This is a genomic window from Nocardiopsis sp. NPDC055551 (assembly GCF_053619415.1).
Genome location: NZ_JBSHJJ010000004.1, coordinates 254,130 through 274,728, shown reverse-complemented (window position 1 = coordinate 274,728; position 20,599 = coordinate 254,130). Strand labels below are relative to the sequence as shown.

Annotated in this window: 17 protein-coding genes; 6 read left to right on the top strand and 11 right to left on the bottom strand. The window is 69.8% G+C overall.

Annotated features, from left to right (window positions below; translation table 11 throughout):
* Positions 1-101: 101 nt before the first annotated feature.
* Positions 102-812 carry a DUF4191 domain-containing protein gene (locus tag ACWGSK_RS09810; RefSeq protein WP_358514574.1) on the top strand — a complete coding sequence of 237 codons (711 nt, stop codon included), beginning with the start codon at positions 102-104 and terminating at the stop codon, positions 810-812.
* An 84-nt stretch (positions 813-896) separates the two neighbouring features.
* On the opposite strand, the gene ACWGSK_RS09805 is transcribed toward ACWGSK_RS09810, so the two are convergent.
* From ACWGSK_RS09805 to ACWGSK_RS09785, 5 genes are all read right to left on the bottom strand, one after another.
* On the bottom strand, positions 897-1,124 hold the full coding sequence (locus ACWGSK_RS09805; RefSeq protein WP_358514576.1) for a helix-turn-helix domain-containing protein: 228 nt from the start codon (positions 1,122-1,124) through the stop codon (positions 897-899).
* The gene (locus ACWGSK_RS09800) at positions 1,124-1,813 is read right to left on the bottom strand and encodes a DUF2975 domain-containing protein (RefSeq protein WP_358514578.1); all 690 of its coding nucleotides are present in this window, start codon (positions 1,811-1,813) and stop codon (positions 1,124-1,126) included. Before ACWGSK_RS09800 ends, ACWGSK_RS09805 begins: the two co-directional genes overlap by 1 nt.
* A gap of 99 nt (positions 1,814-1,912) precedes the next feature.
* Entirely contained in the window at positions 1,913-3,283 is a 1,371-nt protein-coding gene (locus tag ACWGSK_RS09795; protein WP_452455703.1) for an LCP family protein, read from the bottom strand.
* Between the two features lie 225 nt (positions 3,284-3,508).
* A complete protein-coding gene (locus tag ACWGSK_RS09790; protein ID WP_452455659.1) occupies positions 3,509-4,942 on the bottom strand; it encodes an LCP family protein in 1,434 nt (477 codons plus the stop codon).
* 153 nt (positions 4,943-5,095) lie between these two features.
* Complete coding sequence (locus ACWGSK_RS09785) at positions 5,096-5,596, bottom strand: RDD family protein (RefSeq protein ID WP_358516367.1); 501 nt, start codon at positions 5,594-5,596, stop codon at positions 5,096-5,098.
* A gap of 330 nt (positions 5,597-5,926) precedes the next feature.
* Here ACWGSK_RS09785 and glnA point away from each other — a divergent pair, with 330 nt between their 5' ends.
* On the top strand, positions 5,927-7,351 hold the full coding sequence (glnA, locus tag ACWGSK_RS09780; RefSeq protein WP_452455658.1) for a type I glutamate--ammonia ligase: 1,425 nt from the start codon (positions 5,927-5,929) through the stop codon (positions 7,349-7,351).
* A 93-nt stretch (positions 7,352-7,444) separates the two neighbouring features.
* Here glnA and ACWGSK_RS09775 read toward each other — a convergent pair whose 3' ends face one another.
* Positions 7,445-7,933, bottom strand: coding sequence for a glutathione peroxidase (locus tag ACWGSK_RS09775; RefSeq protein ID WP_452455657.1), 489 nt, complete (start codon positions 7,931-7,933; stop codon positions 7,445-7,447).
* A gap of 86 nt (positions 7,934-8,019) precedes the next feature.
* Between ACWGSK_RS09775 and ACWGSK_RS09770 the strand changes: the two genes are divergently transcribed.
* A complete protein-coding gene (locus ACWGSK_RS09770) occupies positions 8,020-11,064 on the top strand; it encodes a bifunctional [glutamine synthetase] adenylyltransferase/[glutamine synthetase]-adenylyl-L-tyrosine phosphorylase (RefSeq protein WP_358511011.1) in 3,045 nt (1,014 codons plus the stop codon).
* On the opposite strand, the gene ACWGSK_RS09765 is transcribed toward ACWGSK_RS09770, so the two are convergent.
* Complete coding sequence (locus ACWGSK_RS09765; protein WP_358511008.1) at positions 11,052-12,236, bottom strand: sensor histidine kinase; 1,185 nt, start codon at positions 12,234-12,236, stop codon at positions 11,052-11,054. The two genes, ACWGSK_RS09770 and ACWGSK_RS09765, sit on opposite strands and share 13 nt — an antisense overlap.
* Entirely contained in the window at positions 12,233-12,907 is a 675-nt protein-coding gene (locus tag ACWGSK_RS09760; protein ID WP_358511006.1) for a response regulator transcription factor, read from the bottom strand. The genes ACWGSK_RS09765 and ACWGSK_RS09760 overlap by 4 nt, the downstream gene beginning before the upstream one ends.
* Positions 12,908-13,109: 202 nt before the next feature.
* On the opposite strand from ACWGSK_RS09760, the gene ACWGSK_RS09755 reads away from it, so the two are divergent.
* On the top strand, positions 13,110-13,715 hold the full coding sequence (locus ACWGSK_RS09755; protein ID WP_358511002.1) for a M15 family metallopeptidase: 606 nt from the start codon (positions 13,110-13,112) through the stop codon (positions 13,713-13,715).
* A gap of 95 nt (positions 13,716-13,810) precedes the next feature.
* On the opposite strand, the gene ACWGSK_RS09750 is transcribed toward ACWGSK_RS09755, so the two are convergent.
* From ACWGSK_RS09750 to ACWGSK_RS09740, 3 genes are all read right to left on the bottom strand, one after another.
* Entirely contained in the window at positions 13,811-15,643 is a 1,833-nt protein-coding gene (locus ACWGSK_RS09750; RefSeq protein WP_358510999.1) for a carbohydrate-binding module family 20 domain-containing protein, read from the bottom strand.
* A gap of 315 nt (positions 15,644-15,958) precedes the next feature.
* A complete protein-coding gene (locus ACWGSK_RS09745; protein ID WP_358510996.1) occupies positions 15,959-16,297 on the bottom strand; it encodes a hypothetical protein in 339 nt (112 codons plus the stop codon).
* 91 nt (positions 16,298-16,388) lie between these two features.
* Positions 16,389-16,973, bottom strand: a complete 585-nt coding sequence (locus ACWGSK_RS09740; protein WP_358510993.1) for a hypothetical protein — start codon at positions 16,971-16,973, stop codon at positions 16,389-16,391.
* 353 nt (positions 16,974-17,326) lie between these two features.
* Between ACWGSK_RS09740 and ACWGSK_RS09735 the strand changes: the two genes are divergently transcribed.
* Complete coding sequence (locus ACWGSK_RS09735) at positions 17,327-17,482, top strand: hypothetical protein (protein WP_358510991.1); 156 nt, start codon at positions 17,327-17,329, stop codon at positions 17,480-17,482.
* 23 nt (positions 17,483-17,505) lie between these two features.
* A complete protein-coding gene (locus tag ACWGSK_RS09730) occupies positions 17,506-20,466 on the top strand; it encodes an ATP-binding protein (RefSeq protein WP_358510988.1) in 2,961 nt (986 codons plus the stop codon).
* The last annotated feature ends 133 nt before the right edge of the window (positions 20,467-20,599 follow it).

Below are 20,599 nucleotides of genomic sequence, written 5' to 3'. Positions count from 1 at the left end.
CCGACAAGGCGCCGCACCGAAGGTCGACCGCGTAGAGGAGGCAAGGCAGCAGAGGGACCCTTCCCCACCGAGTCACTCGGTGTGCGCTGCCTGAAAGAACCATGGCGAAGAAGTCCGACACCACGTCCGCCGGTAAGGGTGGCGAGAAGCAGCCGGGCCGGTTGAAGCAGATCGGCATGGTCGCCAAGGTCGTCCACCAGCAGAGCCCGCGCACGATCCCGCTCGCGATCACCGTCGCGCTCGTGATCTTCGCCGTCTTCATCGGTATCGGCATCTGGACCGGTTCCTGGATCATCTGGCCGCTGACCGGTCTGCCGATCGCCTTCTTGGTCGGGTTCATCATGTTCACCCGATCCGCCCAGAAGGTGCAGTACAAGATGCTCGACGGCCGGCTGGGCGCCGGTATGGCGATCCTGGAGAACATGCGCGGCAACTGGGTGGTCGAGCCCGGTGTGGCCGCGAACAAGCAGATGGACGTCGTCCATCGCGTGGTGGGCCGCCCCGGCGTGGTCCTGGTCGGCGAGGGCGACCCGGGTCGCCTGCGCGGCCTCATCGCCGGTGAGAAGAAGCGGGTGTCGCGCGTGGCCAACGACACGCCCATCTACGACTTCAAGGTCGGCAACGGCGAGGACCAGGTGCCCGTCTCCAAGCTGCAGCGGGCTTTGGTGAAGCTGCCCCGTAACCTGGACAAGTCCGGCACCGCCGAGCTGAACTACCGCCTCAAGGCGCTTCCGGCCGCGATGCAGATGCCCAAGGGCCCCATGCCCAAGGGCGCCAAGATGCCGAAGGGCATGCGCGGCAAGATGGGCTGATCGGGGCCGCCTCCACCCCGTCGACGGGCCTTCCACGGGGCCGCCGCACCGACCGGTGCGGCGGCCCCGTTCACGTGGGCGGACTCAAGGGTCCGGTTCGTGGCCGATGAGATCCCCGGGCTGACAGTCCAGTTCCCGGCACAGGGCGGCCAGGGTGGAGAAGCGGATCGCCTTGGCCCGCCCGTTCTTGAGCACGGACAGGTTGACCACGGTGACGCCGACCCGCTCGGAGAGTTCGGTGAGGGTCATTCCGCGCCGGGCGAGGAGCTTGTCCAGGTGGATCCGGATGCCGGTGGCCTCTTCCGGTGGCATCAGACGAGACCGTCGACGTCGTCGCGCATACGCGCGCCCCGACGGAACACCTCGGCGAGCGCGGCCAGCGTCAGACCTGTCAGTAGTCCGACCAGCGGGGCCGACCCCAGGGTGATCTCGAAGGCCACGAGCACCATCCCCTCGGTAGGCACCACCCCGTCCTGGAGGAAGAGCCCGGCCAGGCCCCGCACGACGGGGACCAGGATCGACGCGACGATGACGGTGAACGCGATGGTGTGGACGCGTCGCACGTTGGCCGGGACGAAGGGATCGCCCTTCTCCTGGCTGCGGACCACCCGCAGCACCAGGTAGAGCACCACCAGGGCCGCGGCTTGGACGAGCAGGGTGGGCAGCACCAGCATGAGGCGCTCCGTGACACTCGGGTCCTCGAAGACGAGCGTCATCGTGGACTCGGCGGCGATAGTGACGTCGTCTACCGACAGTTCGACGTCGGGAACCGTGCCCGGGGCGTCGATCGGCTGGTGCACGGTGACCCGGTCGGTCTGTCCGAAACCGCCCACGGAGAGGCCGGTGGTGATCCACAGCAGTGAGAGCGCCATGGTCGCGCACACCAGGATCATGCCGAGGACCAGGACGAACCGCATGGCCACGGAGTCGGTACGACTCCACCGCAGACGGGATCGACGGGTCGATGCTTCGAGGGACACGATCGCCTCCTTATCGTTCATCGATATTAACGATAAACGATAAACCGTGGAAACGAAAGCGGGCCCGCACCCGGCGAAGACGGATACGGGCCCTTCGTGCGAAGAGAAGCAGGTGCCGGATCAGTCGCAGCTGACCTTGTCCTCCGCGGCGCTGGTACCCCCCAGGTCCTCGACGCTGGAACCGCCGCCGGAACCACCGCCCGCACCGGCGATGCCCTCCCAGCCGCCGCTCATGACCAACTCCAGGTCCTCCCCCAGGGAAGGCTCCTCCACGATCTCCGCGCCGCCTTGGACGGCCTCGGCCAGGACCTCGGCGTGTTCGGCCCTGTCGGGCCCGTGGTAGACGGTGGTGGCCTCCGGGACCCGCAGTTCGGGGTTGGTCGTGTCGGTGACCGTGAACCCCTCCTCGACCAACAGGGGTTCGACCTGACTTCCCAGACCGTCGACCCCGGTGTTGTTGAGCAACAGCAGGGACACGTCGGAGGGTTCCACGGCGACCGAGTCGTCCCCGGATTCCTCGGAGCCCTCCTCCTCGACGAGCTCGCCTGCGGCCACGGAGGTGAACAGGTCCTGCGCGGCGGTCTCCTGGAACTGCACCTTGTTGGGGTCGACCGGGTAGTCCTCGACGGGCGCGGTGACCATGTTCATCCGGCCCAGGTCGACCTCGCGCATGGCGATGGCCAGCTCGGTCATCTTGTCGACGGTGAACTCACTGTCGGTGGTGAGACTGTCGGTGACCGAGTCCAGGAAGGAGATCAGGTTGTTGGGTTTGGCCAGGATGTCCCCGGAGGTGACCTCGCGCAGGATGGCACCCATCATGCGCTGCTGGTTCTCGATGCGCCCCAGGTCGCTGCCGTTGGCCGCGCTGTCCCGGGAGCGGGCCAGGCCGAGTGCCTGTTCCCCGTTGAGCCTCTGCTCCCCCGCGTCCAGCTCGATGTGCGCCTTGGGGTCGTCCACGGGCTCGGGAACGCACATCTTGATGCCACCGATGGAGTCGACGATGTGCTCGAACCCGGCGAAGTCCACCAGGACCATGTGGTCGAGGTGGATCCCGGTGATGGTCTCCACCGTGTTGCCCTGGCAGTCCATCCCGCCGTAGGTCATGGCGTGGTTGAGCTGGTCGACGCCGCCCGACCAGCCCGCACCCTCCCCCTCCGTCGCCTCGCACGGGGGGATCTCGACCATCGTGTCACGCGGGAGGTTGACCATCGTCACCCCGCCCTTGTCCACGTCGATGCTGACGACGACCAGGACGTCGGGGCGGATGCCGTTGAGCTCGTTGTACTCGGCGTTGTCCCCCGCGCGCTCGTCGGTGCCCAGCAGCAGGATGTTGTGCAGTCCCTCGACCTGGGCGGGACGGTCACCCCAGCCGTCGGGGTCCACGTCCGCGGTGTCGATACCGAAGATTCCCTGGTAACCGGTGTAGGCGACCAGACTCGCGGCGATGAGCACACCGGTCGCGACGCACGCCGCCCATTTCCCAAGGGTCATCTTGCCTGCGACGGCGGCCTTGGACACGTTTCTTGGGGCCAAGAGGGCACCTGCGATCCGATCTGGGGCACGAGAGAGGTGGGAGTGTCCGGGAGGGGATCCGCCACGGGAGGGACCGCGGTGGTGTACTCGGACGTAACCCCCCGGATGCTACCGGAACGGTATCCCTGTGTCAGACCCCGGCCGTCGGTCCGGCCACCGGGCGCGATGACCGGACCGCTCACCTCAGCAAGCGCTCTCCTCGGCCTCTTCGGCGGTGACGCCGCCGAGATCGTCGGTGATGGACAGGTCGGTCTCGGCGGAGGAACTCCCGGAGAAACCGTTCCAGTCGGACCCGGCCACCACTTCGAGGGTCTGCTCCAGCCCCTCGGCCTCCTCGGTCACGGCGTTCTCCAGGGAACCGGCGAGCAGCTCGGCCGCCGCCTCGTCGCCGGGACCGTGGTAGACGGTGGTCGCGGCGGGGGCGCGCAGTTCGGGGTTACCGGTACCGGTGACCACGTAACCCTCCTGGACCAGGACGGCCTGGATCTCCAGGGCGAGCCCGTCGATACCGGTGTTGTTGACCACCTGGACCGTGACGTCGGCGGGATCGACCGACTCCGTCCCCTCCTCGCCGTCCTTGTTGTCGGAGGTGTCGTCGTCCTCGCCCGCCAGGTCCACACCCGCGTTGATCGCCTCGAACAGCTCCGAGGCCTGCGGCTGGCTCATCATGATGCGGTTCTCGTCGTCGGGATGCGCCCCGTTGGGGACGGTGACGAACTGGACCCGGTCCAGGTCGACCTCGCGCATGGAGATGGCCAGGTCGGTCATGATGTCGACCGTGAGGTCGTCGTCGGTACTGATGGAGTCGGTGACGGCGCCGAGGAAGTTGGTGATGGTGACCGGGTTGGTCATGACATCGCTGCTGAGGACCTCGCGGAGCATGGCGCCCATGAACTCCTGTTGCCGGTCGATCCGCGACAGGTCGCTGCCGTCCCCTTGGGCGTAGCGGGAACGCACGAAGCCCAGGGAGTCTTCGCCATCGAGTGTCTGGAGTCCGGCGTCCAGTTGTAGGTGGGCCTTGGGGTCGTCGACGGCCTCGGGGATGCACATCTGTACCCCGCCCAGGGCGTCCACCATGTCCTTGAACCCGGTGAAGTCCATCATGACGAAGTGGTCCAGGTGCACACCGGTCACCTGTTCCACGGCCTTCCACTGGCAGCCCACCCCGCCGAAGGTCATCGCGGAGTTGACCATGCCCTGGTGGGGGTCCATGCCCTCGTAGCCCTCCACGGCCTCACAGCCGGGCAGATCGACCATGAGGTCGCGGGGCAGGTTGACCAGGGTGGCGGCGCCGTTGTCCACGTTGACGCTGGCGATGAGCATGGTGTCGGGGCGCTCGCCCTCGGCCTCGCCGTAGTCGGCGTTCTCACCCGAGCGCACGTCGGACCCGATGATGAGGAGGTTCATGACCCCCTCCACGCTGGTGGGTCGATCCCATTCGTCGGTGTCCACCTGCGTGGTGGTGATGTTGCCGATCAACCCCTGGTACCAGCCGTAGCCGCCCAGGCTCGCGACGATGGTCAACGCCGTGACGACACAGGCGATCCACTGTCCCCCGGACATTCTTGTGGCGCCCAGGGCACCTGACGAGTGAGGGGCGGAACGTTTTCCAGCCATGCGAACCTTCGGATACGAAGAAGACCTTGGAGGGGGCGGGGTCAGGGCGGCCAGAAGGCTCGCGGCCCCGGGAAAAGCTGTTCAGGATGCTAACAGCAGCTCGAAGGGCGCCCCCACCGCACTCGGCGCCGGTCCGACGCGTCCCGTGAGGGATCAGTAACGGGTCGCGATGGTGCCCGCGGCCCGGTCGTGTAGACCACGTGTGTCACGGTCGTAGACCACGGCCGGAATCACCAGGCACAACAGCAGGGTCCGCACCGTCATGGACACGAACCAGGGCCAGGAACGCTCTCCCGTGGCCGTGATCCCGACGCCGACGATCCGCCGCCCGATCGTTGTACCGAACAGGGTCAGCAGCACGATGCTCATCGCCGCGAACACCACCAGGGTGGACAGGGTGGTGAAGTTGGTCAGGGCCAGGGCCTCCTGCTCCCCACCGCTCGCGGCGGCCGCCGCGAGTTCCCGGCCGATCAGACCCGCGTTGATGGCCCCCCAGACGAGGAGGCTCGCCACGGCCCAGTCCAGGGCCAGGCCGACGAGTCGACGGACCACGCCCGGCACCGATCGAGGACCTTCCTCGGGCAGCCCGAGCCGGTTCCCCCGGTAGCGGAAGTCGTCGTCGGGGTCGGCGGTGGACCGGCTCTCGTCACTCATGGTTTTCACGGTATAGGCACGTCACGGACACCCGCACCCGGGTGGGCACGGATGGTGTGACGCCGGCCGCGAACCCGGGTGGGACCGATCACCCCCGAACCACGCCGACGGGCCGATTCGCCCTTGAAACAGGCGGAATCACCGCCCCATGGGGGTCGTCCACGTGATCACCTCGCTCCGTAACATGCAAGAAACAATCGAGACATGGCGTGGAAATCACGCGCTCCTAGCTTCGAGAGCGAAGCCGGGAGACGGCGTGTGGTCGACGGGCCCCGCGATGGAGCGGACCCACCGACCCGCCGTCTCAGCCACCTGCACGGAGGTTCCGTTTTGTTCAGCAGCGTCGATGAGGTCCTCGCCTACATCCGAGACGAGGACGTCGCATTCCTCGATGTCCGTTTCACGGACCTGTTCGGGGGCGTGAACCACGTGACCCTCCCGACCGAGAACGTGGACGAGTCCACCTTCACCGACGGCCAGATGTTCGACGGTTCCTCGATCCGCGGCTTCCAGGCCATCCACGAGTCCGACATGCTGTTGCTGCCGGACCTGAGCACCGGCGTGCTGGACCCGTTCCGCAAGCACAAGACGCTGAACATGACGTTCTTCGTCCACGACCCGCTCACGCTGGAGTCCTACAGCCGCGACCCGCGCAACGTCGCCCGCAAGGCCGAGGCCTACCTGCGCGGCAGCGGCGTCGCCGACACCGCCTTCTTCGGTGCCGAGGCCGAGTTCTACATCTTCGACGACGTCAAGTTCAAGACGAGCGCGAACACCGGCTACTACGAAATCGACTCCATCGAGGGCGCCTGGAACACCGGCTCCACGATCGAGGGCGGCAACCGCGGGTACCGTCCGCGCTTCAAGGGCGGCTACTTCCCGGTCGAGCCGGTCGACCACTACAGCGACCTGCGCTCGGACATGGTGAAGACGCTCATCGAGTCCGGCATCGAGGTCGAGCTCCAGCACCACGAGGTCGGCACCGCCGGTCAGGCCGAGATCGGCATCCGGTTCGGCACCCTGCTCAAGCACGCCGACAACGTGCAGCTGTACAAGTACATCGTGAAGAACGTCGCCAACGCCGCGGGCAAGACGGCGACCTTCATGCCCAAGCCGCTCTTCGGTGACAACGGCTCCGGCATGCACTGCCACCAGAGTCTGTGGAAGGAAGGCGAGCCGCTGTTCTTCGACGAGTCCGGCTACGGCCAGCTCTCCGACACGGCGCGTCACTACATCGGTGGTCTGCTCAAGCACGCCTCGGCGCTGCTGGCCTTCACCAACCCGACGGTGAACTCCTTCCACCGCCTGGTCCCGGGTTACGAGGCCCCGATCAACCTGGTCTACAGCCAGCGCAACCGTTCGGCCTGCATCCGTCTGCCGCTCACCGGCTCCAACCCCAAGGCCAAGCGCATCGAGTTCCGGGTGCCGGACCCGTCGGCCAACCCCTACCTGGCCTTCTCCGCCATGCTCATGGCGGGTCTGGACGGCGTCAAGAACAAGATCGAGCCGCCGGAGCCGCTCGACAAGGACCTGTACGAGCTGCCCCCGGCCGAGGCCGAGAACATCGAGACGGTCCCGGCGTCCCTGGACGCGGCGCTGGAGGCCCTGGAGGCCGACCACGAGTTCCTGCTGGAGGGCGGCGTCTTCACCAAGGACCTGATCGAGACCTACATCGACTTCAAGCGCACCGAGGAGATCGACTCCCTGCGTCTGCGCCCGCACCCGCGCGAGTTCGAGCTGTACTACGACATCTAGTGCGTGGGCCTGGAGAGAGGCTCCGGGCATGAGGGAGGCCACCGATGACGTTCTCCACGTCGCCGGTGGCCTCCCTCGTCCCTGGTCTCCGGGTCAGTTCGGCAGAACCGCCTCGACGGCCTTGGTGACCTCGCCGGAGTCCGGCTCGACCTGGGGACCGAAGCGCGCCGCGACGGTGCCGTCGGGGGCGACGAGGAACTTCTCGAAGTTCCACCGCACGTCGCCGGTGTGGCCCTCTGCGTCCGCCGTCTCCACCAGGGCCGCGTACAGCGGGTGACGGTCCTCGCCGTTGACGTCGACCTTCTCCGTCATGGGGAAGGTCGTCCCATAGGTGGTGGAGCAGAAGGTGGCGATCTCCTCGTGGGTGCCGGGTTCCTGGCCCATGAACTGGTTGCACGGCACGCCCAGGACGGTGAAGCCCCGATCGGCGTAACTCCGCTGGAGCTTCTCCAGGGTCGCGTACTGCGGGGTCAGTCCGCACCGGGAGGCGACGTTGACGACCAGCACCGCCTGGCCCGCGTACCGGTCCAGGCCTGCCGGGCCCCCGGTGAGGTCGGCGATCTCGACGTCCAGAACGGACATGTGCGCTCCTTGGGAGTAGAGGTGACCGGGGCATGCTATCCATCGACGGCTACCGTTGACGCGTGGCAAGGGAGGGAAGCACCGACATGACAGTAGGAGCGCTGGCCCGGCGTGGTTTCAGCGACAGCCCCAAGGCCCTGAGGTTGGTGGAACAGGCCGGGCTGGACGCCAGGGCCGACACCGAGGTCCTCACCTCCCTCGCGGCGGCGGCCGACCCGGACCAGGCCCTGTTGGGTCTGCTCCGGGTGCTGGAGGTCTCCCCCGATCCCGACGACGTGCTGCTCGCCCTGCGGGAGGAGCCGGACCTGCGGGCGCGGCTGTGCCGGATCCTGGGCGCCAGCACCGCGCTGACCGACCACCTCGTGCGCTACCCCGAGGACTGGCGGGAGTTGCGGGGCGCCGACGCCGCGCGCACCCCGCAACCGGAGGAGCTGCGCCGGGGGTTGTTGCACACCGTGGGCGCCCGGCCCGACGACGCGGTACCCGTCGCCGACCCGGTGGTGGTCGAGGGCGTGGACGAGGATCCGTGGACGGCGCTGCGGCACACCGTTCGGGTGGCGTACCGTCGTCGGCTGCTGCGTCTGGCCGGGCGTGACCTGACCGAGACGAACTCGGTGGAGGAGGTCGCCGCGGAGCTCTCCGACCTGGCCGCGTCCCTACTGGACGCGGCGCTGGCGGTGGCGCGGGCGGAGTCGCCCGAGGACGCCGAGCTGTGCCGGTTGGCCGTGATCGGCATGGGCAAGTGCGGTGGTCGCGAACTCAACTACGTCAGTGACGTGGACGTGGTGTTCGTGGCCGAGCCCGTCGGGGACGCCGACGAGCAGGACGCGTTGCGCGCGGCCACCCGTCTGGCGACGGCGATGATGCGGATCCCATCGGCGACCGACACCGAGGGCACCCTGTGGGAGGTCGACCCCGCGCTCCGGCCCGAGGGTCGGAGCGGTCCCCTGGTGCGCTCGTTGGCCGGCCACGTGGCCTACTACGACCGGTGGGCCAAGACCTGGGAGTTCCAGGCACTGCTCAAGGCCCGTCCCATCGCCGGTGACGTGGCGCTGGGCCGCGCCTACACCGAGGCGATCGCGCCGATGGTCTGGGAGGCCGCCGGCCGCAAGGACTTCGTCGAGGACGTACAGGCGATGCGCCGCCGGGTGGTGGCGCACATCCCCACCGGTGAGGCCGACCGCGAGCTGAAGTTGGGCCCGGGCGGCCTGCGCGACATCGAGTTCTCCGTGCAATTGTTGCAGCTGGTGCACGGCCGTACCGACGACCGGCTGCGTTCGGGCAACACCCTCCAGGCGCTCACCGCGCTGTCGGAGTTCGGGTACGTGGGGCGCAAGGACGCGGCGGGACTCACCGACGCCTACCGGTTCCTGCGTCGGATGGAGCACCTGCTGCAGTTGGAGCGGTTGCGGCGCACCCACCTGATACCCGATCCCAAGACCCAGGACGGTCCCGCGCAGTTGCGCCGGTTGGGTCGGGCGCTGGGGTTCGGCGCGGACCCGGTGCGGGAGCTGACCGGTGCGCGCAAGCGGGTGTCGGCGGAGGTGCGGCGCCTGCACGAGAAGTTGTTCTACCGACCGTTGTTGAACGCGGTCGCCAAACTGCCCGACGAGGAGGCGCGCCTGTCCCCCGAGCAGGCCGTCGACCGGTTGGGCGCCCTGGGCTTCGCCGATCCGCGCGGGTCGCTACGGCACCTGGAGTCGTTGACCTCGGGTCTGTCCCGACGGGCGTCCATCCAGCGCACGTTGCTGCCGGTGATGTTGGGCTGGTTCGCCGACTCCCCCGACCCGGACGCGGGCCTGCTGGGGTTCCGGCAGGTCAGCGAGGCGCTCGGCACCACCCCGTGGTACCTGCGGCTGCTGCGTGACGACGTGCGGGTGGCCGAGCGGATGGCGTGGTTGCTGGGCACCAGTCGTTACGTGACCGAGCTGCTGCTGCGCGCCCCCGAGTCGGTGGCGACCCTGGCCGACGACGCCCACCTTCGACGTCGACGGATCGAGACGCTCATGGCGGAGGCGGACGCGGCACTGCGCCGGTACGAAACCCCGGAGAAGGCGGTCTCGGCGGTGCGCGCGCTGCGCCGCCGGGAGCTGTTGCGCACGGCCTCGGCGGATCTGTTGGAGGTGTCGTCGGTGGAGGAGGTCGGCGGCGCGCTGACCGACATCGCCGCGGTCACCATCGACGCCGCGCTGCGCGCCGCCTACACCAAGGTGGTGGCCGACTCGGGCGGTGAGGAGCTCACCCGGGTGTGCGTGATCGCGATGGGCCGGTTCGGCGGCGGTGAGTTGACCTACACCAGCGACGCCGACGTGATGTACGTGCACGACCCGATGCCGGGGGTGGAGACCGGGGCGGCCACCAGGCAGGCGTTGGCGATCGTTCGGGAACTGGCCCGGTTGTTGGAGATGCCGCAGGCGGAACCACCGTTGAAGGTGGACACCGATCTGCGTCCGGAGGGTAGGAGCGGACCGGTGGTGCGCACCCTGGCCTCCTACGCGGCCTACTACGGGCGCTGGTCACAGGTGTGGGAGAGCCAGGCGCTGCTGCGGGCCCGGCCGATCGCCGGGGACCACGGGCTGCGCTCGGCCTTCATCGCCCTGATCGACCCGCTGCGCTACCCGCGAGGTGGGATCGACTCGGCCTCGGTGTTGGAGATCCGCAAGCTCAAGGCACGGATGGAGGCCGAGCGGTTGCCGCGCGGGGCCGACCCGACCCTGCACACGAAGCTGGGGCGGGGCGGCCTGTCGGACGTGGAGTGGGTGGCCCAACTGATCCAGTTGCGGCACGCCCACCAACAACCGGACCTGCGCGTGAACGGGACCTTGGCGGCGCTGCGCGTGGCCGTGGCGCACGGGTTGTTGGCCGCCGAGGACGGCGTGGTGCTGGAGGAGGCCTGGCGGCTGGCGTCCCGGGTGCGCGGCATGGTGATGCTGGAGCGCGGCCGGGGCGGCGACTCGCTCCCCTCCGACCTGCGGGTGCGTGCGGCCCTGGCCGAGGCCATGGGCTACCGGGACGACTCCGAGGACGAGGACTCCGAGACGGTGGGACCCGCGGAGCAGCTGACCGAGGAGTACCTGCGGGCGACCCGCCGTGCCCGCGCGGTCATGGAGCGGGCCTTCTACGACGACTGAGGCACCGGCCTCGTGACGGGGGCCCGATCCGAGGGCGGCGGCAGCACGACCGTGACGGTCAGGCCTCCCCCCGCGCGCGGACGCAGGTCCAGGGTGCCACCGTGGACGTCGACGACCCGCGCCACCAGGGCCAGGCCCAGGCCATGGCCCTGACCGGAGCCGATCCTCCCCTGGCCACGGAGGAAGGGTTCGTGGAAACGGGCGACCGTCCGCGCCGTGTACACGGGTCCGGTGTTCTCGACTCGTAGGACGGCCTCGCCCGTGCGGGGATCGCGACCGGTGGTCACGGACGCGGTGCCCGCCTCGGTGTCGTCACCCGTCCCGGCGCCGCCCACGCCGATGTTGTGGCGCAGGGAGTTGCGCACCAGGTTCTCGGTGAGCTGGGTGAGTAGGACGGTGTCGCCGATGGCGGGCGCCGGGGTGAGTGCCGGGCACAGTCGTACCCCGAACCGTCGCGCCTCGTCCTCGCTCTCCGTGACCACACCGCGGGCGATCTCGGCGAGGTCGGTCGGCGCGGAGGCCGCGGTGACGGAGTTGGCGTCGGCCAGCCGCAAAAGCGCCTCGGTGAGGTCGATCGCGCGGGCGTTGGTGATGTCGAGCCGCTCCAGGAGACGGGGGTGGTCCTGCCCCTCGGGGTCGCGGCGGGCCACGTCCAGAAGCGTCGCGTTGACCGCCAGCGGGGTCCGGAGTTCGTGTGAGGCGTTGGCGGCGAAGCGCTCCTGTGCCTCGAACGCGTCCTGGACGCGGTCGAGCATGTGGTCGAAGGCGTCGGCGAGCCGGCGGAACTCGTCGTTGGGCCCCGAGAGCGCGACCCTGTGCCCCAGGCGCCCCGTGGCGGCGACCAGCACGGCCTCGTTGATCCGCCGCAGGGGGCGAAGCACCCAACCCGCCAGGAACCAGCCGCCGACCAGCCCGATCACCGCCAACATGAGCAGGACCACCCCCGAGACGTTGACGACGGCGCGCAGGATCTCCGGGCGGGCGGGGATCACGTTGTCGGCGTCGCGGGGGTTGGCGGCGGTGAGCGGATAGTCGGGGACGTATCGCAGGACCACGTAGACGCCGACCAGCACGGCCAGACCGGCGAAGACCAGGAACCCGGCGTAGCCGAGGGTCAGTCGCAGGCGTGCGCTCCCCCGAACCGATCCATGATCCCCTTCGAGGCGGTTCACCGACCCTCCTCGGGAACGACGAGGCGGTAGCCGACGCCGGACACGGTGACGATGGGGTCCGGCTCGCCGAGTGCCTTGCGCAGCTGGGACACCGTGACACGGGGCGCGCTGGTGAAGGGGTCGGCGTGTTCGTCCCAGGCCTTCTCCAAAAGTGTCTCCGCGCTGATCACTCCCCCGTCGGCGCGCATCAACAGTTCGAGGACGGCGAACTGCTTACGGGGCAGCTTCAAGTAGCGGCCGCTCCGGTAGGCCTCGCGACGGTAGGGGTCCAGGCGCAGGTCGGCCCACTCCAGCACCGGTTGGACGGTGGCGGCGGGCCGCCGCGCGAGCGCGCGCAAGCGCATGACCAGCTCCCGCACCGCGAACGGTTTGGTGAGGTAGTCGTCGGCTCCCAGGGAGAATCCGTCCACCTTGTCCCTGAGCCGGGTGGCGGCGGTGAGCATCAGCACCCGGGTGTGGGGGCGGTCGCGGGCGATGAGCGCGCACACCTGGTCGCCATGGGTGCCGGGGATGTCCCGGTCGAGGACGACCACGTCGTAGTCGTTGAGCCCGAGCCGTTCCAGAGCGGCGTCGCCGTCCAGCGCGACGTCGGCGGCGATGGCCTCGTGGCGCAGCCCCGCTTGGAGGGCCTCGGCCATGAACACCTCGTCCTCGACGACCAGTACACGCATGTGGTCCTCCCCTGTTCGGCCGGACCGCTCGGTCGTGCCGGGTCGGGGCACGGGCACGGTGGTCGAGTCGCGGAGCCTCAGTGTAGGTGGGGGCCGTGTTGCGAAAACGTTGGCTCGGCGGCCGACATCCGCGCAACATCCCTCGTGGTGGTCTGCCCCTCGGTGCCGAGCGCGGGGCTCGGGCCCGGAGGAGGGATTTTCCATGCGCCGTGCACGTTTTCGACCGGCTGTTCTCCTCTCCGCCGCGCTGGTGATGTCTGCTCTGGCGGGCTGCGCGGCGGCGGGCGCGAACGGCGGTGGCGCGTCCGAGGAGGGCAATGATCGGGGGTGGACCTCGGAACTTCCGGTGACCCGATTCAGCCCACTGGGCGAGGAGGACGGGTTTGTCGCCGAGGGCGAGGCCCTGGACCCGTCCGAGGAGGTGCCCGCCCTGGCCGGACTCGACTCGGAGCTGCTGGCGGCCGTGCGCGAGGCCGCCGACGCCGCTCTGCGGGAGGACGGGATCGAGGTGTTGGTGACGAGCGGGTGGCGTAGTGAGCGCTACCAGCGGTTCCTGCTGGACTCCGCGGTCGAGGTGTACGGGAGTGAGGAGGAGGCTGCCGCATGGGTGGCCCTTCCCGAGGAGTCCTCGCACGTGACCGGCGAGGCCGTGGACATCGGCCGCACGGACGCGGCCTACTGGTTCGCCCGGCACGGTTCGCGGTTCGGGCTGTGTCAGACCTACGACAACGAGGTCTGGCACTACGAACTCACCGTGGAGCCCGGCGGCACCTGCCCCTCGCCCTTGACGGACGCGTCCGCGGGCTGAGCCAGGGGAAAGGGCACCCTCGCGCCGCGGGGGCGCGGCGCGAGGGTGCCCGGGCTCGGGTCAGGGGGCGATGGCGAGGCGTCGGTACCGAGGGATCAGAGTCGGCCCCAGGTCACGGACGTGGCCGGGCCGACGCGGTTGTCCCCGGGTTCCCAGTCGGCGCTGCCGTCGGGACCGACCTTGACGAGCTTCCACTCGGTGTCGGCCTCGATGGTGGCGTCGCCGGTCCATTGGGGGTAGGTGTCGGCGTCGGTGCTCAGCGCCACGCCATCGGCGGGTTCCCAGGAACCGAGTTCGGGCGTGGAGCCGACCACGTGCACCTCCTGGCCGGGTTCGGTCTCGACCGTGGCGGTGATGGTGTCCGGGTCACCGGGCTCGCCGGGGTCTCCCGGGTCGCCGCCACCCTCGCAGTCCTCGACGCACTCGCCGCCCACGTGCAGCGCCAGGGCGCCCTCGGCGGGGACGGTCGCGGTGACCTCTCCACCGGAGACCGTGGCACCGCCGGAACCGGCGACGTTGTCGTACTCACCGTCGGGCAGGGAGGTGGCGGCGGTCAGCGACCAGCTCTCACCGGAGGCGTTGAAGGCGGCGAAACCCACGTCGCCGCGGTCGAAGGCCACCCGCGAGGAACCGTCCGTGGCGCGTTCGATCAGTTCGGCGCCGTCCACCGCGTTGCGGAAGGCGACCATGCCGCCGACGGTCTCGTCACGGTGCTCGCAGATCCACTCCGCCGAGGCACAGTCGCTGTCCGCGGTGATCCAACCGGCCGGGTTCCCCTCGACCTCGCCGACGCTGGGCGGGCCCGCGGCCTCGTTGCCCTGGAAGTCGTAGCTCGACATCACCACGGGGGTTCCGTAGGAGTGGGCGAGCATGAAGGCGGTCGCGAGGTAGTAGCGGTCGCCGTCCACGTGGGTCAGGGCGGGTTCGTACCGCTGGGTGTCGTGGTTGTCGATGAAGACCACGGCCTCCTCGGAGGTGAGTCCGCCGTGGTCGGGCATCGAGGTCAGGTTCGCGATGTCGCCGTTGGCGAAGCTGTGGGCGATGTCGCGCTGGTAGTCGAAGTTGGTGACCTGTCCGTAGGGCGTGTAGGCGGTGTAGGGGACCGTCGCGTCGCCGATGACCTCGTGGTAGACGTGCGGGGCGCCGCCGAAGCCGGGCACCTCGTTCAGGGAGCCGATGATGGCGCCCATGTCCTCCTCGGGGACGTGCTTGGAGGCGTCCACGCGAAAGCCCCCGACACCCATGTCGACCAGTCCGTTGAGGTAGCGCGCGATCTGGGCGCGTACGTGCTCCGAACCCGTGTCCAGGTCGGACAGGCCCAGGAGCTGGCAGTTCTGCACCTCGGACTTGTCGTTCCAGTTCTCGATGGTGTCGTAGCAGGGGGCGAAGTCGCCATAGGAGTAGGAGGCCTCGCCGTCGCCGAACAGGTCGGGGTACTCGTACTGTTCCCATTCGGTGCCCGCGCTGCCGGGCAGGTCGACCTCGGCGGGGCCGGTCATGTGGTTGATGACGGCGTCGACGTAGATGCGAACGCCGTTGTCGGCACAGGTGCCGACCATGTTCTCGAACTCCTCGGCGGTGCCGCGCCGGGTGTTCTCGATGCTGTAGGACACCGGCTGGTAGTCCTGCCACCAGGGATAGTCGCCGCCCTCGGAGGAGGGGACGACCACGTGTTCCTGGGGTGGGGACACCTGCACGCCGCCATAGCCGTTGGGGCCGAGGAAGTCGGCGCATTCGGCGGCGACGGAGTCCCAGTTCCACTGGAACAGGTGGACGATGGTGTCGCCCGTGCCCTCGGCGGCGGGGGTCACGTCGGAGACGGGGGCCGCGTCGGGTGCTTCCTGGGAGATCGCGGGTCCGGAAGCCGCTAGCAGGCCGGCTCCCAGCACCACGGCACCTGCGAGGGCGCCGAGTCGGGACGTTCTCATGTGCGCTCCTTGGGGGAGGTTCCGCGATGGGGCCACACTGCCCCATCGCCAATCTCTTGCATATCCTGCAAGAATTTGCGTAGGAGTGACGAACGTAACACGCAGTCTTGCCCTTGTGAACCGGTGTTTTTCGGTCGCAGCACGGCTCCCTACCACTGACCTCGCCGAAAGCTCTTGCAAGTTTTCCGAAAGGCAGCGTCGGGGTGAACCGGGAACGGACACGAAAAAGCCGGTGGCGGGTCGGTGCACTCCGACCCGCCACCGGCGGAACGACCCCTCACGGGCGGGGTCGGGGGCGCCCCGCGCCCCCATGCCTCACCAGAAGACCGCCACGCCGATGTTGACGATGGCGAGCACCCCGGCGATGATCGCCAGGTTCTTGGCGGGCTTGCGGAGGTTGAGGACACCGACCACCACCACGGCGAGGGAGATGACGAGCTTGACGCCGATCTTCATGTGGTCGATGTCGCCGAGGTCGGCCATCTCGGCGACCCCCACCAGGAGCAGCCCGGTGACGAACTGGAGCAGGGAGCTGTGCAGCAGAACCTTGGTGGCCTTGACGTTGTCGGTCATCAGCTGCATCAGGAAACCGGCGATGATGCCGGCCAGGCCGAGCATGTGCAGGAAGACGAGCGCGGAGTAGAGAAAGTCCATGTCGACAGACTACTACGCGACGTAGTTCTCGCCTCCGCCTTCATGACACCCTGACGTAACAATCGGACCACCGGCTCGGTGAGGTCAACGCTCAGCCGTACCGCCGGGTTCCCCATCGGCGCCACTGTCGCCACAGCAGCCAGACCATCAGCATCAGGACCCCCACCCCCACCGCGCGCACCACCGCCTCACGGTCGATCGCCGCCCCCACCTTGGACAGCACCGTGGGTTCGGCGACCAGGAGCGTGTCGCTGGCGCAGGCCGAGGGTTCGTCGTCCCGTTCCAGCAGCAGGCACGCCGTGCTCACCACGCGCGCCTCCCCCGACGTTTCCTCCGGCACCCGGACCCGCACGGTGAACTCGGACTCTCCACCCACCGGGACGTCGACTCGCCAGTTGGCGACGCCCTCCTCCAACACCCCGCCCTGACCGACCTCGACCACCTCCAGGGGCTCGGGCACGTGCTGGGCGAGCAGGCCCCCCACCACCTCTTCACCGCCGTCGTTGGCGATCGTCGCCCGGTAGACGAACTCCTCCCCCGCCGGCGGCGGCTCGGGCGCCCCGGACAGAGCCAGTCCGACGAGCTCCGCCTCGGCCCCGGCCCCTCCCTCACCACCGGCGGAGGCCGGGGCGGTCAAAAGCGCCACGGCGGCGACCCCGGCGACGGCGCCGACCATCGCCCGCCCGGCCCCTCTCGTTCGACCACGTCCACGAACACCCTCGAAAACGGCCACATCCATCCCACGTCTCCCCGGTCTCACTGTTTCGCGCTGTGTGACACCTCAAGACAACTACGAGTACTCGTTCGATTACGTTACGTGACACACCCTCGTCGCCGCACACCACCGCCTCACCACCCGAAGTGCCCTCTTAGGTCCGGGAACGGCCTCTTGGTCGCGTGGCCTCGACGTCCACCGGGCGAAGGGCGCGCAAGATACGGATCCCTCCCGATGCGCGGGCCGTCCTCTTAGATCGAAGCTGGAACCCGAGGCGGCCGAGAGTCGACCGCCGAGGAGAGGAGGCAAGCCCCATGTTCCAGATCGAGACCCTGCGGAACTACGTCGACCGCCCCGGACCGAAGGTGATGTTGGAGCACCTTCAGGTCCGGGAGGTCCTGCGGGAGCGGCGCCGCCTCCGTTCGGCCCGCCGGGCCGAACGCCGATCCCGTCGTTCCACCGGCACCTGACCCACCTTCGTGGTGGGGACATAATGACCGACATGCCCCTGCTGCCCGCGACCACCACACACCTCGTCGGCCGCTCCGAGGAACTCCGCGCCCTGTCCGCCCACACCGGCCACTGCCGAACCCGGACCTCGGCGACGGTGATGATCGGCGGCGACGCCGGCGTGGGCAAGACCCGCCTGGTCACCGAGTTCGCGGCCACCCTGCCGGCCGGGACCGTGTTCGCGGGCGGCTGCCTGGAACTGGGCGTGGACGGCCTGGCCTACGCCCCGTTCACCACGCTGCTGCGTCAGGTGTTGCGGGAACGGGGCCGCGGTGTCTTCGAGCTCGCCGCCGACGGCGGGGTGGGCGAGCTCGCCCGGATCCTGCCCGAACTGGGGACGATCCCCACCGAGCGTCCCGAGTCCCGTGGCGTGCTCTTCGACCAGGTGCTGACGCTGATCCGATCACTGGCCGAGGATGCGGGGCCGACCGGGGATGGAGGCCTGACCCTGCTCCTGGAGGACCTGCACTGGGCCGACGGCGCCACCCGTGACCTGCTGGTCTTCCTGGTCCGGGCGCTGGACCGGCCCGGGGTCCAGATCGTCGCCACCCACCGGTTCGTCGAACTGGACGGCGCGCACCCGCTGCGCCTGCTACTGCCCGAGCTGGAACGTCTGCCCGAGGTGACCCGCCTGGACCTGGCCCCGCTCACCCGGGAGGAGGTCGCACGCCAAGCGCACGCCCTCACCGGCGACGCCCTGGACGCCCGGGGACTGGACGAGTTGTACCGGCGCAGCGACGGCATCCCCCTGTACGTGGAGGCGCTGGCCGGTGACGACGAGGCGTCCTCCCCGGTCCCCGAACACTTCCGCGACCTGTTGCTGGCGCCCGTGCGCCGGCTGCCCGCTCCCTGGGCCCGGGTACTGCGCGCCGCCTCGGTCGGCGCGCTCTCCGGGGAGGTGGGCCATGAACCACTGTTGCGGGTGACCGACCTGTCCGAGGAGAGCCTGGAGGAGGCCCTCCAAGGGCTCGTGGACGCCCGGCTCCTACGGATCAGCGGGGACGGCTATCGCTTCCGGCACGCCCTGCTGCGCGAAGCGGTCCACGATTCGCTGCTGCCGGGCGCGCGTTCGAGACTGCACCTGCGCTTCGCCCGGGACCTGGACGAACACAGCGACGCGGTGCCGGGCGAGCGCCGCGCCGCCGAGCAGGCCCACCACTACCAGGCCGCGAACGAACTGCCCCTGGCCCTGGCCGCGGCCTGGAACGCGGCGGTGCGCGCCGGGGAGGTCCTGGCCTTCGGCGAGCAGTCGGCCGTGCTGGAGCGGGTGCTCGCCCTGTGGGACCGGGTGCCCGAGGCGCGCGAGGCGGTCGGTGGCCGTTCCCTGGCCCGGGTGCGCGCCGACGCCGCGCTGGCCGCGTTGCAGAGCGGAGGGCCCGAACGCGCTTGGGAACTGTGCGACGCGGCGCTGCCCGACGTACCCGAGGGCCCCGACGACCATGACCTGGCCCTGCGCTCACTGCTGCTGCGCTGTCGTGGGCAGGCCCGGACCCAGTGCGTGGCCGAGGGTGCGGAGGCCGACCTGGCCGAAGCGCTGCGACTCCATCCGCCGCACATGCCCGGGTACGGACGCACCCTCTCGATCGTGGCGCGCGAGAGCATGTTCCGCCCACGGGAGACCCTCGGGCTGGGGCTGTCGGCGGTGTCGTTGTCCGAGCGCGCCCTGGAGGTGGCCCGGCGGGACGGGGACCGCTCCGCGGAGGCGGCGGCACTGGTCTCGCTCGGCTCGGTGTACATGAGTCGCGGTCGCGGTGAGGAGGGACGGCCCCTGTTGGAGCGGTCCGTGCGGTTGGGCCGTGAGATCGGCGACCCGGCGATGGAGGCGCGCGCCAGCGGGAACCTCGCCCACTACCTGCGCGAGCAGGGACGCACCGAGGAGGCTCTGGAGTTGCTGGAACGTTCCCTGCGGTACCAGCACGAGCGGGGTTCGGCGAGCCTGCACAACGGCTTCACCCTCCAGAACCGGGCGGAGGTGTTCTACGACACCGGCCGTCTACGGCGGGCCAGGGAGGTGATCGAGGAAGCCGCCCCGCGCGCTTCCACCCCGATGCACAGGGTCTTCCTGACGAGCCTGCTGGCCCGGACCCTGGTCGCGCTGGACGAGACCGCCGCGGCCCGTGCCGCGCTCGGACACGAGGACCTGGCCAGGGCCCGGGAGAGCCTGGAGCGTCTGGGTCGGGTGTCGGTGCTGAGTGTGGAACGCCTGGACCAGGCCCAACTGGTGGTCGCCGCCCACCTGGACGTGTACCTGGCCGAGGAGGACCTGTCGGCCGCCCGCACCGAGGCCGACGAGGCGCTGCGCCGGCTGGAGTTCCCCGACTCCCCCGGGTTCGGATGGGCGCTGCTGTCCCTCGTGGCCGAGACGGCCCGTCGCGGACGCGAGCCCGAAGCGGTCGAACGGACCACGCGCGCGGTTGAGCGGATGCCGGTGCACGGCCCGGTCCAGACGGCGTCGCGGGCCGATTGTCGGGCCCGACTGGTCGAGGCCGCGCGAGGACCCGCGGCGGCCGTCGAGGAATGGGGGCGGGCGGTGTCGGCCTGGGAGGCCGTCCCGATGCCGCTGCACCAGGGGTGGGCCCGGTTGCGGCGGTCCGAGTCCCTCGCCGTGGCCGGTGATCGCGCCGCGGCCACCGATCCCGTCCGGCGGGTACGGGAGAGTGCCCGCGCGTGCGGGGCGGTCGCGTTGGAACGGGCCGCCGACGACTTGGCCCGACGCCTCGGCCTCTCCCCCACCACGCCGGTGCCCGGTTCGGCGGGGTTGACGGCCCGGGAGACGGAGGTGCTGCGACTGCTCGCCGAGGGCGCCACCAACGCCCGGATCGCCGAGTCGCTGTTCATCTCGCCCAAGACCGCCAGCGTGCACGTGTCCAACATCCTCACCAAGTTGAACGTGCCCAACCGGGCCACCGCCGGCGCCCGCGCCCGCGATCTGGGCCTGGCCTGAGACCACCGCCGGAAGGGCTCAGGGGGCGTCCCGCACGTCTTAGCCGAGCGGGCGCCGGGGCCGTGTCCCCACGATGGAAAGCGGGAGTTCTCCTCATGTGGCGGCGGGTGTCTTAGCGACATCGTCGTAGATG

Coding starts and splice junctions, on each gene's coding strand:
- ACWGSK_RS09810 (WP_358514574.1), top strand. CDS start 102: ATGGCGAAGAAGTCCGACACCACGTCCGCCGGTAAGGGTGGCGAGAAG.
- ACWGSK_RS09805 (WP_358514576.1), bottom strand. CDS start 1,124: ATGCCACCGGAAGAGGCCACCGGCATCCGGATCCACCTGGACAAGCTC.
- ACWGSK_RS09800 (WP_358514578.1), bottom strand. CDS start 1,813: ATGAACGATAAGGAGGCGATCGTGTCCCTCGAAGCATCGACCCGTCGA.
- ACWGSK_RS09795 (WP_452455703.1), bottom strand. CDS start 3,283: ATGACCCTTGGGAAATGGGCGGCGTGCGTCGCGACCGGTGTGCTCATC.
- ACWGSK_RS09790 (WP_452455659.1), bottom strand. CDS start 4,942: ATGGCTGGAAAACGTTCCGCCCCTCACTCGTCAGGTGCCCTGGGCGCC.
- ACWGSK_RS09785 (WP_358516367.1), bottom strand. CDS start 5,596: ATGAGTGACGAGAGCCGGTCCACCGCCGACCCCGACGACGACTTCCGC.
- ACWGSK_RS09775 (WP_452455657.1), bottom strand. CDS start 7,933: ATGTCCGTTCTGGACGTCGAGATCGCCGACCTCACCGGGGGCCCGGCA.
- ACWGSK_RS09770 (WP_358511011.1), top strand. CDS start 8,020: ATGACAGTAGGAGCGCTGGCCCGGCGTGGTTTCAGCGACAGCCCCAAG.
- ACWGSK_RS09760 (WP_358511006.1), bottom strand. CDS start 12,907: ATGCGTGTACTGGTCGTCGAGGACGAGGTGTTCATGGCCGAGGCCCTC.
- ACWGSK_RS09755 (WP_358511002.1), top strand. CDS start 13,110: ATGCGCCGTGCACGTTTTCGACCGGCTGTTCTCCTCTCCGCCGCGCTG.
- ACWGSK_RS09750 (WP_358510999.1), bottom strand. CDS start 15,643: ATGAGAACGTCCCGACTCGGCGCCCTCGCAGGTGCCGTGGTGCTGGGA.
- ACWGSK_RS09745 (WP_358510996.1), bottom strand. CDS start 16,297: ATGGACTTTCTCTACTCCGCGCTCGTCTTCCTGCACATGCTCGGCCTG.
- ACWGSK_RS09740 (WP_358510993.1), bottom strand. CDS start 16,973: ATGGTCGGCGCCGTCGCCGGGGTCGCCGCCGTGGCGCTTTTGACCGCC.
- ACWGSK_RS09735 (WP_358510991.1), top strand. CDS start 17,327: ATGTTCCAGATCGAGACCCTGCGGAACTACGTCGACCGCCCCGGACCG.
- ACWGSK_RS09730 (WP_358510988.1), top strand. CDS start 17,506: ATGACCGACATGCCCCTGCTGCCCGCGACCACCACACACCTCGTCGGC.